The sequence below is a fragment of the Staphylococcus sp. TE8 genome (assembly GCF_000692055.1).
Taxonomy (GTDB): Bacteria; Bacillota; Bacilli; order Staphylococcales; family Staphylococcaceae; genus Staphylococcus; species Staphylococcus capitis.
The window spans coordinates 26,514-38,887 of sequence record NZ_JMGB01000006.1 but is presented as its reverse complement, the minus strand read 5'-3'; the positions used below and the strand labels follow the sequence as shown (position 1 = coordinate 38,887).

10 protein-coding genes, 8 tRNA genes and 1 rRNA gene are annotated in these 12,374 nt (G+C 35.1%); all 19 read right to left on the bottom strand.

All coding sequences use genetic code 11. The features are described from left to right. Positions 1-21: 21 nt before the first annotated feature. A tRNA-Ala gene (locus tag CM54_RS12060) sits at positions 22-97 on the bottom strand. A 17-nt stretch (positions 98-114) separates the two neighbouring features. Continuing rightward, positions 115-188: transfer RNA gene (locus CM54_RS12055), tRNA-Pro, on the bottom strand. A 25-nt stretch (positions 189-213) separates the two neighbouring features. Next, positions 214-290: transfer RNA gene (locus tag CM54_RS12050), tRNA-Arg, on the bottom strand. A gap of 10 nt (positions 291-300) precedes the next feature. Beyond that, a tRNA-Leu gene (locus CM54_RS12045) sits at positions 301-389 on the bottom strand. A 7-nt stretch (positions 390-396) separates the two neighbouring features. Then, positions 397-471: transfer RNA gene (locus CM54_RS12040), tRNA-Gly, on the bottom strand. Between the two features lie 18 nt (positions 472-489). Next, positions 490-562: transfer RNA gene (locus CM54_RS12035), tRNA-Lys, on the bottom strand. A 6-nt stretch (positions 563-568) separates the two neighbouring features. After that, positions 569-644, bottom strand: a tRNA-Thr gene (locus CM54_RS12030). A 5-nt stretch (positions 645-649) separates the two neighbouring features. Further along, positions 650-725: transfer RNA gene (locus tag CM54_RS12025), tRNA-Val, on the bottom strand. 13 nt (positions 726-738) lie between these two features. Further along, positions 739-853: ribosomal RNA gene (gene rrf / locus CM54_RS12020) — 5S ribosomal RNA — on the bottom strand. Between the two features lie 498 nt (positions 854-1,351). Then, positions 1,352-2,839: a lysine--tRNA ligase gene (gene lysS, locus CM54_RS12015; protein ID WP_037551458.1), complete on the bottom strand. Its 1,488-nt coding sequence runs from the start codon at positions 2,837-2,839 to the stop codon at positions 1,352-1,354. A 282-nt stretch (positions 2,840-3,121) separates the two neighbouring features. Next, positions 3,122-3,601 carry a 2-amino-4-hydroxy-6-hydroxymethyldihydropteridine diphosphokinase gene (gene folK / locus CM54_RS12010; protein WP_002436837.1) on the bottom strand — a complete coding sequence of 160 codons (480 nt, stop codon included), beginning with the start codon at positions 3,599-3,601 and terminating at the stop codon, positions 3,122-3,124. Then, complete coding sequence (gene folB, locus CM54_RS12005; RefSeq protein ID WP_002436772.1) at positions 3,602-3,967, bottom strand: dihydroneopterin aldolase; 366 nt, start codon at positions 3,965-3,967, stop codon at positions 3,602-3,604. Then, positions 3,945-4,748, bottom strand: coding sequence for a dihydropteroate synthase (gene folP / locus CM54_RS12000; protein WP_023350803.1), 804 nt, complete (start codon positions 4,746-4,748; stop codon positions 3,945-3,947). Before folP ends, folB begins: the two co-directional genes overlap by 23 nt. A 308-nt stretch (positions 4,749-5,056) precedes the next feature. Beyond that, positions 5,057-5,989, bottom strand: coding sequence for a cysteine synthase A (gene cysK / locus CM54_RS11995; protein WP_037551456.1), 933 nt, complete (start codon positions 5,987-5,989; stop codon positions 5,057-5,059). A 320-nt stretch (positions 5,990-6,309) separates the two neighbouring features. Further along, positions 6,310-7,191 (bottom strand): Hsp33 family molecular chaperone HslO, encoded by an 882-nt coding sequence (hslO, locus tag CM54_RS11990; protein WP_002436823.1) that lies wholly within the window; start codon positions 7,189-7,191, stop codon positions 6,310-6,312. 299 nt (positions 7,192-7,490) lie between these two features. Next, complete coding sequence (ftsH, locus tag CM54_RS11985) at positions 7,491-9,626, bottom strand: ATP-dependent zinc metalloprotease FtsH (protein WP_002436841.1); 2,136 nt, start codon at positions 9,624-9,626, stop codon at positions 7,491-7,493. 284 nt (positions 9,627-9,910) lie between these two features. After that, entirely contained in the window at positions 9,911-10,450 is a 540-nt protein-coding gene (gene hpt / locus CM54_RS11980) for a hypoxanthine phosphoribosyltransferase (protein ID WP_002436810.1), read from the bottom strand. Further along, positions 10,443-11,753: a tRNA lysidine(34) synthetase TilS gene (gene tilS / locus CM54_RS11975; RefSeq protein WP_037551460.1), complete on the bottom strand. Its 1,311-nt coding sequence runs from the start codon at positions 11,751-11,753 to the stop codon at positions 10,443-10,445. Before tilS ends, hpt begins: the two co-directional genes overlap by 8 nt. 202 nt (positions 11,754-11,955) lie before the next feature. Further along, positions 11,956-12,360 carry a S1 domain-containing RNA-binding protein gene (locus CM54_RS11970; protein WP_002436830.1) on the bottom strand — a complete coding sequence of 135 codons (405 nt, stop codon included), beginning with the start codon at positions 12,358-12,360 and terminating at the stop codon, positions 11,956-11,958. Between the last annotated feature and the right edge of the window lie 14 nt (positions 12,361-12,374).

Sequence of the window (12,374 nt, the reverse complement as noted above, 5' to 3'; positions counted from 1 at the left end):
ATTATAATGAATAATTATAAATGGTGGAGACTAGCGGGATCGAACCGCTGACCTCCTGCGTGCAAAGCAGGCGCTCTCCCAGCTGAGCTAAGCCCCCATAAATTTAGAAAGAAGTCGGGAAGACAGGATTCGAACCTGCGACCCCTTGGTCCCAAACCAAGTGCTCTACCAAGCTGAGCTACTTCCCGTATGTAGTTAATAATCATAATAAAATGGCGCGCCCGATAGGAGTCGAACCCATAACCTCTTGATCCGTAGTCAAACGCTCTATCCAGTTGAGCTACGGGCGCTTTATTAAGATGGTGCCGAGGACCGGAATCGAACCGGTACGGTGATCTCTCACCGCAGGATTTTAAGTCCTGTGCGTCTGCCAGTTCCGCCACCCCGGCAAAATAATGGAGCGGAAGACGGGATTCGAACCCGCGACCCCCACCTTGGCAAGGTGGTGTTCTACCACTGAACTACTTCCGCATATAAATAAAATCGTAATGAGCCATAGAGGATTCGAACCTCTGACCCTCTGATTAAAAGTCAGATGCTCTACCAACTGAGCTAATGGCTCAAAAGATGGTGCCGGCCAGAGGACTTGAACCCCCAACCTACTGATTACAAGTCAGTTGCTCTACCAATTGAGCTAGGCCGGCTATCATGGTGGAGAATGACGGGTTCGAACCGCCGACCCTCTGCTTGTAAGGCAGATGCTCTCCCAGCTGAGCTAATTCTCCTATTTCAAATATTGCCTGGCAACGTCCTACTCTAGCGGGACGTAAGCCCGACTACCATCGGCGCTAAGGAGCTTAACTTCTGTGTTCGGCATGGAAACAGGTGTGACCTCCTTGCTATTGTCACCAGACAAAATTAACTTACTTTATATATGATACACACTTGTAAATGACTTTGCAACGGTCAATTTTACACTTTGTTAAAATTTCATTTACAATTTCATAACATGCGTCCTCGTTTTTGACGACTTTTATATGTTACTTCATTTAAATAAACAAGTCAACACTTTTATAGAACTTTTTTCAATCGTTTTTAATCTATATTTCTTAAATGCACCTGACTTATTTCACTCGTAATATTCTACCATAAGCTAAAGACTAAATCTATGATAATATTTGCATTTTTAAAATCCATTTGTATATTTTATTGTGAAAAATCACTACTTTCCCCTAAAAAAATGATAATAATATTTCTTAGTAATGGAAATTTTTTATATAGCACGCCTTACATACATTATAGATTTATCAAATTGATAGACTTTTCACCCTCAATAACAAAGCATTTTAAATACAAAAAAAGCATCAACCACCATATAGATGATTGATGCAAATAGTACTAGACTAGAAAATTATTTCTGTCTCATATAAGGGAATAATAGTACATCTCTGATAGAAGGTGAATCTGTTAGTAACATTACCAAACGATCGATACCGATACCTAATCCACCTGTAGGAGGCATACCATATTCTAACGCCTCAATATAATCTTCATCCATCTCATGCGCTTCATCGTTACCTTGTTCTTTCTCGACAAGTTGTGCTTCGAAACGTTCACGTTGATCGATTGGGTCATTTAATTCAGTGAAAGCATTCGCATGTTCTCTTCCCACTATAAATAGTTCAAATCGATCAGTAAACCTAGGATCTTCTGGATTCTTTTTAGCTAATGGAGAGATTTCAATTGGATGGCCATAAATGAATGTAGGTTGAATTAACGTTTCCTCAACTTTTTGTTCGAAGAATTCATTTAAAATATGACCATATTTCATATTTTCAGTAATCTCAATACCATGTTCTTTAGCTAAGCTTACCGCTTCCTCATCAGTTTTAACATCATAGAAATTCACGCCAGTGGCTTCTTTAACTGCATCAACAATGTGAAGTCTTCTCCAAGAAGACTCTAAATCTATTTCTTCATCATTATAAGAAACTTTAGCTGAACCAAAGACCTCTTGAGCAATATGTCTAACCATGTTCTCAGTTAAATCCATAATATCATGATAATCAGCGTAGGCTTCATATAATTCTATCATTGTGAATTCTGGATTATGACGTGTAGATACGCCTTCATTACGGAATACACGGCCAATTTCGTATACTTTTTCAAGACCACCGACGATTAAGCGTTTTAGGTGTAATTCAATAGCTATACGCATATATAACGTAGCATCTAATGCGTTATGGTGGGTAACAAATGGACGTGCAGCCGCACCTCCAGCAATTTGATGCATCATAGGTGTTTCTACTTCTAAGAAACCTTGTTTATTTAAATAATTACGCATTTCTTGAATAATTTTACTGCGATTAATAAATGTACGTGTACTATCTTCGTTTGTTATTAAATCTAAATAACGTTGACGATATCTTTGTTCAATATCTTGTAGTCCATGGAACTTATCTGGTAAAGGACGTAATGATTTAGATAATAATGTAAATGACTTAGCCTTAACTGAGATTTCACCAGTATTAGTTTTAAACATAACACCTTCGATTCCAACAATGTCACCTAAGTCAGCAATTTTCCAAATATCAAATTGTTCTTCTCCAACTTGGTCTTTTCTTACGTAAATTTGAATTTGACCTTCTAAATCTTGGATATGTGCAAATCCTGCTTTACCTTTACCGCGTTTTGTCATTAAACGACCTGCAATTGCAACGTGACTTTCGTCCTCTTTTTCATGTAATTCTTCTTTTGAAAATTGATCCCATTGCTCTTTTAACTCGTTAGAAGTAGCACTACGATCAAAACGATGACCGAACGGATCTATTCCTAAATCTATTAATTCTTGTAGTTTTTGACGACGGACCTGCATTTGGTCATTCATTTCTTCTGACATAACTTTCTCTCCTTTAAGCTTATTGTTTAAATTATGGATTGTTCCATGCGTTCTTGATAGAAATTTTGTTAGTCATATAAAATACTTATTCGGTTTTAGATTCATCTAAAGCTATATGAACTTTATCTTTAAAACCAATAAGATATCATCAATCTTGGTTTATCATTTCCACAACGCCAATCTTCTCACTTTTTAATTCTACAAGACGTTGTAAATGTAATAAAGCAATTTATGCTTTTATTTCAACTTCTCTAAAAATTAAATATTTGTTTTTATTGCTGATCACTTATTATACTTTTTAACAGTATCGTCTGCGGTTACTAAATTGCCAATAGTTAGATGGGTACGAGGTTCTATTTGATTCGAAGCAATATCATTTAAAGGAATAAGCACAAACGAACGTTCATTCATCCTCGGATGTGGTACCGATAAATTATCTTCTTCGATAATTTGATCTTCATATAATAATATATCTACATCTAAAGTTCTTGGCCCCCAACGTTTAACTCTTACTCGATGGAGTTGTTGTTCTGTTTTTAAGCAACATGATAGTAAAGATTGAGGATCTAATGTTGTATCTATTTCAACACATAAATTTAAAAAGTTCGGTTGATTAGTGTATCCCACTGGTTCAGTTTCATAAATATCAGAGATTTGAGTCACTTTAATATTATCAAAACGATTTAAAATCCTTATAGCTTCTTTAAGTTGCGTTTCACGTTCTCCAATATTACTTCCTAAACCTAAAAACGCTTTAACCATTTAGCAATTCTCCCTCACTATTTCAATTCCTACACCATCATAATGTCCGGGAATGGGTGGACTTTCTTTAGTGATTTTAACTTTCGTTTCCATTACACGATTATAGTGTGAATTTATACGTTTTGCAATACGTTCAGCTAGATGTTCAATCAATCTAGATGGCTTACCTTCAACAATTGATTTAACTTCTTCAAACACTTCGCCATAATTTACAGTATCTGCAACATCATCTGATTGACCAGCATCTTTTAAGTCGACCTTCAACGTAACATCTACAATAAATATTTGACCAATTTCATTTTCTGATGGTAACACCCCATGATATCCATAAAAACGCATACCGTTAAGAAAGATTATGTCGTTCATGTTCATTCTCCTTTAAAAAATCCATACTATGAGCTAACCGCGCATTCAACTGAACGTTATGAACTCGAACAGCTTTAACACCTTTCATTATACCATAGGCAGTTGTTGCTCCTGTGGCCTCATCTCTCTCTAATGGCGTTGTATCTGTTCCAATCATTTCTTTAATAAACCTTTTACGGCTTGTTGCCAATAAAATGGGATATTCAGTTGCTACCAGTTCATCTAAACGAGCCATCACTTCATTTTCTTCATCGCGTGTTTTAGCAAAACCAATCCCTGGATCCAACCAAATTTTTTCTTGTGGGATACCTGCCATTTCAGCTTTATTAGCTTGAGCAAGAAGTGACGTAAGCATTTCATCTACGACGGGGTCTTCTCTTCGACCGTCCCCATTATGCATTAAAACGATTTCAGCACCATATTCAGCTACAACTTTAAAAATTTTGGGATCATACAAACCTGCCCATTGATCATTAATCATTGTAGCACCTAGTTTGAGACATGCTTCAGCAACCTCGCTTCGAAATGTATCAATTGAAAGTTGTATATCATATTGTACTAGTGCTTTAACAACTGGAATAACTCTTTCCATTTCTTCTTCCAAAGATACTTCTTCATAACCAGGTCGTGTCGACACGCCACCAATATCAATGATATCAACACCCTCATCAATCATTTCTTTTACTCGTTTAGTAGCTTTGTCTACTGAATTAAATTTACCTCCATCTGAGAAAGAATCAGGCGTGACGTTAAGTATGCCCATAATTTTTGTTTTAGTCATGTGTTTCACCTTTTCTATATTGAAATTCTTTTCAAAGTTATGTATAAAAACTTATTATTCTTGAAAATTCAAATCAAACTACTTACACAATTTACTATTAATCATATCATTCATTATCATACATTTTGAGCACATTTTTTATTTAGAAAGATAAAACAGTGTTATAGAACAACAAAATTAACAATATAAAAAACGAAGATGTGGATCAAAGGAGACTTAAAAGCCAAAGTTTTGTACACCTCGACTTTTAAAGTACCTTTACCAACATCTTCGTTTGCAAAGCTTACTATATATTCAAATATTAAATCTTAGTCATCAAATGAGTATAAAGGCGTAGATAGGTAACGCTCACCATTACTTGGTAAGACTGTTACAACTGTTTTACCTTTACCTAGTTCTTTTGCTTTTTGGATTGCTGTGTATATTGCAGCTCCAGAAGAAATACCTGCTAAGATACCTTCTTCTTTAGCAACACGACGTGCCATATCCATCGCAGTATCATTTCCAACTTTAATAATGCTATCGTAAATATCTGTATTTAATGTGTCAGGTACGAAACCAGCACCTAAACCTTGTAATTTATGTGGACCTGGTTCTCCACCACTTAATACTGGTGAAGCTTCTGGTTCAATCGCAACGATTTCAACATTAGGGTATTCTTTTCTTAAGACTTTACCAACACCAGATAAAGTACCACCAGTACCTACACCTGCTAAGAATGCATCAATTTGTTTACCTTCGAATTGATCTACAAGTTCAGGACCAGTTGTAAGTTCATGAATTTCAGGGTTTGCAAGGTTTTCGAATTGTTGTGGTTCGAAATAACCGTGTTCTTCTTTAAGCTCTTTAGCTTTTTTAATAGCACCTTTCATCGCTTCAGACCCTGGTGTTAATACAAGTTCTGCACCATAAGCTTTTAATAAGTTACGACGTTCTTGGCTCATTGTTTCAGGCATTGTGAAAACAGCATTGTAACCTTTAGCTGCACATACGAAAGCTAAACCAATTCCAGTGTTACCACTTGTTGGTTCTACAATAGTATCGCCAGGTTGAATTTTGCCCTCACGTTCAGCTTTTTCAATCATTGCTAGTGCAATACGGTCTTTTACTGAACCGCCCGGGTTTTGATATTCTAATTTTACATAAATATCTGCCGCATCTTCATCAACTACGTTTCTTAATTTAACTACAGGTGTGTTACCAATAATTTGTGTAACGTTATCTACGGGTTTTTGTGCCATTAAGAACACTCCTTTTTGTTATATAAATATTAAAACTTAGTTTTCCTATCGGATATAGATATATTCTATCAGAATTTTCTAAAAAGAGAAACAAAATTGTCTTGTTCTCAATAAAAAACTATATTCAACATATACATTAGAATTTTTCCCTGAAGAAATCAAATTAAACGTTAGGAGACAGTTGCACCAAATTGTACTATAAGCGCCACCTTAATATATGTTTAAAAACGACACATTCACGAACAATCTTTACAGTTTAACTATCTCCTCGCCTAATTTTATATAATTTTAATACTTAATCATACTTATTCAATACAGAATTATTTCATCGCTGTTAACAAATCTTCTAATTCACTTTCAGTATATTGGTATTTATTTCCACAGAAATGACACACAGCTTCAGCTCCATGATCCTCATCAATCATGCTTTGTACTTCTGCTTCACCTAGCCCTTTAATAGCGTTTAAGAATTTCTCATGACTACAGTTACATTCAAATTGTGCTGTTGTCGTATCTAAAATTTGAACGTTATCTTCTCCTAAAATCTCATTAAGAATACCTTCCGGAGTTAAACCTTGTTCGATTAATTTAGATACAGGTTCCATTTCATTAATAGCATTTTCTAATTTTGTAACAGTTTCATCTTTAGCACCAGGCATAACTTGTATAATAAATCCACCTGCAGCTTTAATTGAGTTATCAGGGTTCACTAATACACCTAAACCTACTGAAGATGGCGTTTGTTCACTTGTTGCATAGTAGTACGTAAAGTCATCTCCTAGTTCACCAGAAACAATTGGACTCGCCCCAGAGAAATAATCTTTCATACCTACATCTTTAACTACCTGGATTGAACCATTAGTACCTACTGCACGTCTAACATCTAATTTACCTTGTCCGTTTAAAGGGAAGTGCGTCTGTGGATGGTCTACATATGCACGTACATTACCTTTTGCATCGGCATCAGCTATGATTCTTCCAATTGGTCCTTGACCATCAACCGTTACAGTTAATTTTTGGTCTCCTTTTAACATTGCTCCCATCATTACCGTAGCAGTCATCGTACGTCCCATTGCTGCTGAAGCAGTTGGCCATGTATAGTGTCTTGTTTGGGCTTCTTGCACAGATTCAGTTGTAGTTGCAGCGTAAGCTCTAATTTCACCGTCATAAGCCAATCCTCTTACGATATAATCATGTGTCATCAGTCATTCTCCTTTTAATTTTTAATCTATTATCATTCATTTTAATCATTTTAATTCGTTACTGAGTAGCTATTATACATATGTTGGTTAGTAATATGAAATGTGTTGCTCAATTTTGAAAAATGCACATCAATTCAATACACATTTAATAATATGAAAAGCAGACATTCGCAACTTATTGAAATAATAAACTCATAAACTGATATTAATATATTTCTACAATAAACTACGTATCACACTAAAAAAGTCTCTTCCTACTTCTTCAAAGAACGAGTAGAAAGAGACTTCATTTAACTTAATTAATGTCTATTATCTGGATTATTTGGATCATATGGTTTATCGATGTTTGGTGACTGCTCATGACCAGTTACATCAGAATCAGAGTCTTGATCAGACTCTTGACCTTTATAATCGTGGTCTTCATTATGTTGTCGACGTCTTTCGTGCTCGATATCACGATTTTCTTTACGATCTTCTTTTTCTTTCTCGTCGCCTTCATCTAGCTGTTCTTTACGAATATCATCGTAAGATTTACCATATTTTCCGTCACTATAATCTGTGTCTTCATCTTTAACAACTTTAGCTGCATCATAATCTACTTCAGGTAATTCACCGTCATAGAACAATGCACGTATTTGTTCTGCAACTAACGTTTCTTCAGTAAGCAATGTCTTAGCGATAAGTTTAAGTTGTTCTTGATGTTCTAACAAGATTTGTTTACAACGTTCATATTGTTCTTTAACAATACGTTGCACTTCTTTATCAATTTCGTATGCAATTTGTCCAGAATAGTTAGGCTCTCCTTGCATATCTTTACCAAGGAATACTTGGCCACCACCGCTACTAGAGAATTGTAACGGTCCAAGTTTCTTACTCATACCATATTCAGTAACCATTGATCTTGCAATTTGAGTTGCACGTTCAAAGTCATTGGAAGCACCTGTCGATACTTCACCGAAGTTAATATCTTCAGAAACACGTCCACCAAGTAAACCACAAATTTTATCAAGTAACTCTGGCTCAGTCATTAAGAAACGATCTTGTTTAGGTAACATCATCGCGTAACCACCAGCTTGTCCACGAGGGACAATAGTTACTTTGTGCACGACCTCAGCTTCATCAAGAACCATACCAATAATAGTATGTCCTGCTTCGTGATGCGCAACGATATTACGTTCTTTTTCAGAAATAACTCGAGATTTCTTAGCTGGACCGGCTATAACTCGGTCAGTTGCCTCTTCTATATCACGCATATCGATTTTATTTTTACCTTCACGTGCAGCAATTAATGAAGCCTCGTTAAGTAAGTTTTCTAAATCCGCACCTGAAAAACCTGGCGTTCTTTGTGAAATGGCTTTTAAGTCTACTGTTTCATCAAGTGGTTTATTTTTAGAGTGTACATGAAGAATGGCTTCACGGCCTTTAACGTCCGGACGACCAACTTGAATTTGTCTGTCGAAACGACCTGGACGTAATAACGCTGGGTCCAAGATATCTGGACGGTTAGTTGCAGCAATCATGATAATACCTTCATTTTCACCGAAACCATCCATTTCAACTAATAATTGGTTAAGTGTTTGTTCACGTTCGTCATGACCGCCACCAACACCAGCACCACGTTGACGTCCTACTGCATCAATTTCGTCAATGAAAATAATACATGGTGCATTTTTCTTAGCATTTTCGAATAAATCACGAACACGGCTTGCACCGACACCGACAAACATCTCTACGAAGTCAGAACCACTAATAGAGAAGAATGGTGCGCCAGCTTCCCCTGCAACTGCACGTGCTAATAAAGTTTTACCGGTACCTGGAGGTCCTACAAGTAAAACACCTTTAGGAATTCGAGATCCCATTTGCTTAAATTTCTTATTATCTTTTAAGAAATCTACAATTTCGATTAATTCTTGTTTCTCTTCGTCAGCACCTGCAACATCTGAGAAACGAACGCGACGTTTGTTACTATCGTACATTTTTGCTTTGGATTTACCAAAGTTCATCATACGACCTCCGCCGCCACCACCTTGGGCTTGGCTAAGGAAGAAAATAAATAATAATGCAATGATTAATACTGGAATCAGTGTTGATAAAATACTAACAAAGACACTTTGTTTTTCTTCTTCTTTAACTTTAAATTTTAGACCATCTTGTTTCTTAGCTGTATCAGTGATCTTTTGTAAGTCTTTTTCATTGTTATATAAAATTGTTGATGAATAGTCTTCATCATTTTTAGTTTTACCACTTACCATATAGACATTTTGTTCAGGTTGGATTTCTAATGATTTTAAGTCGCCTTTATCCAACTTATTAACAAATTGAGTGTATGTAAGCTGTTTTGGTGTTTTTCCGTTACCATTTAAGAACGAAAATAGACCAAATATAATAACGCCTATAATTGCGATAACTAGCACATTGCGAAAAGCTTTCTGCATGCGTCATTTCCTCCTACTTCCAATAATAAAACTAACAAAAATTGTAACACAATACTTCTTACACAGGCTAGTATTTCAACTTTCGTATTGATTGTTCAATTTTAGTCAATTTCAACTATATATTTCTTTAATTATGCTATCTAAATCATTCATTTATCGTCATGTTTATCGTTAGTTAATTTGATAAAAAAGCTTATCACATATAAATCGAGTCTTCACTACATTAACTCGTACGGATAGTTGTAACATACGCTTCATAAATAAGTCATATATTTAAATGAAATCTATTTAGAGTAAACCTCAGGTTTTAAAGTACCAATGTATGGTAGATTTCTATATAATTCCCCATAATCTAAACCATAACCTACAACAAATTCATCAGGAATTTTCTTACCAACATATTTTGCTTCAATGTCAGCTTTACGTCGATTAGGTTTATCCAATAAAGTCACAATTTCTAAAGAACTTACTTTACGAGATTGTAGCAATTCAGTAATTGATTTTAAAGTTGTTCCTGTTTCTAAAATATCTTCAATAATGAGTACATCTTTATTTTCTATAGAGGAACCTAAATCCTTTAAAATTTGAACTTCTCCTGTTGATTCTGTACCACCATGGTAGCTTGAAACATCCATAAAGTCGATTGATAAGTGTGTATCAATTCGTTTGATAAGGTCCGCCATAAACATAACTGAACCTTTAAGAATACCTACACACACTAGAGGACGGTCTTTATAGTCCTCAGTAATTTTCGCTCCTAATTCTTTACAAATGTTTTGAATGTCTTCTTCAGTTAACAAAACATTCTTTAAATCATTATGCATTATCATTCATCTCCATCATTTTTTTAATCATAATTAAATCTTTAAACTGCTCATGAACATATAATTCGCCTATTGCTACTATTTCATTTAAATGGGTTAGTACTATTGGCATTTGTTCCCGTTCAATTGCAGGAATTTTTTGATCTATGAATAAACGACTCACTTTTTTATGTCCATTTCTCCCGTTTAATTTGAACATATCTCCATTACGTCTCGCACGAACTTTAAGATGGTAAGACGTCTGAGGTAAGTGTTCCTTAATACATATATCATAGTCGTTAAATTGATATAGTCCTGGCCGGTCTATCATAATATTTTGCTTTATATATATATTGTCTTCTAATTTAGCCATTATTATTAATGTATCATATGCAATTTGAATTATCCATTTATCTGTAATATCGATATGAAATTGAGATTTGTCATTTTGGATTTGTTGGAACCACTCGTCATACGTTTTTTGTGAAATAGTTGAATGGGTCACTATATCCTCTAATAATTGATCCATCACAGTTGTTTTAACATTAGGATTAAGTCGGTTAAATGCTTCCCTTGAAAATGTATACCCCGTGGCGCTATCATTTTTAGAAACAAAGTGAGCGACAAAGTAACGCGCATGTTCTTTTAACAATTGTAGTTCATTGTCGTGCCATTCCTTTAACTTTAACAAGTGATGGGAATCAAGAAACGGATTGTTATCAATACTTGGGATAATCCGTTGTCGTATATCATTTCTAACATATTTCGTATCTTGATTAGAACTATCTTCAAAATATGGAACATGATACTTTTCTTGGTATTTAATGATGTCTTTTTTGTAAATGTTCAGTAAAGGACGACACACAAGGTAATCTTCATAGTTCGAGATATCAGACATTCCTAATGAGCTTCTAGTTGAACGTCCACTCAGCACCCTATAAAGAATCGTTTCAAGTTGGTCATCAAGATGATGCGCTGTAAGTAATACATCTGCATTTAAATCACGAATGACTTCTCCAAACCACTGATACCGCAATCGACGCGCTTCATTTTGAATACTATTTCCTTTATCAACTATTTTAGATAAGTCGAGATGTTTAACATATAATTTAATTTGATTTTTTTGACAATACTCGTTTAAAAATATTTCTTCTTCAACTGATTGCGCTCGTAATCCATGATTAACATGTACACAGGTCAATGTTTTATAGGTATCACGGTACTGGTTTAATAAACTATGTAATAATGTCATGCTATCAATGCCAGTTGAAACTGCCACAATGATATGTGCATCGTTGTCCCATCCTTGCGTATTTAACTTCATCGTCTCACCTCTCTTATCTAAAAAATAAAATAGGAGTAGGAGAGAATTCAAAAGTGTTATATTTGAATTCATCATCCCACCCCGTAAGAGTGCTACATGTTTAACCATCGACTATTTTCTATATCATTGCCATCGCACATTGTTCTTAATTCGACATCTCACAGAAGATGTAACATTGATGGTTGTTCAATCTATTTATATCTTAACGTCTTGAGCCTTTACCGCCACGACGAGACTCTGTTTGACGTTTAATAGAAGTTAATTTATCTTCACTGTCTTTTAAGAAGTTACTTAATTTCTTCTCAAAGTCTTCAGTTTTTTGAGCTGGTCTCCCATGATTAGATTTATTATTGTGGTGAGGTTTACGAGGACGATCTTTAGCTTTTTTAATCGATAGACTAATTTTACCGTCATCAGCAATTGATAATACTTTTACTTCAACTTCGTCACCAACTGATAAGTGGTCTTCGACATTCTCAACATAATTATCAGCCACTTCACTGATATGAACTAAACCACTTTTTCCTTCAGGTAATTCTACAAATGCACCAAATTTCTTGATACCTGTAACTTTACCTTTAAGTTTGTTTCCTACTTCGATTGACATATTCTAAATAAATC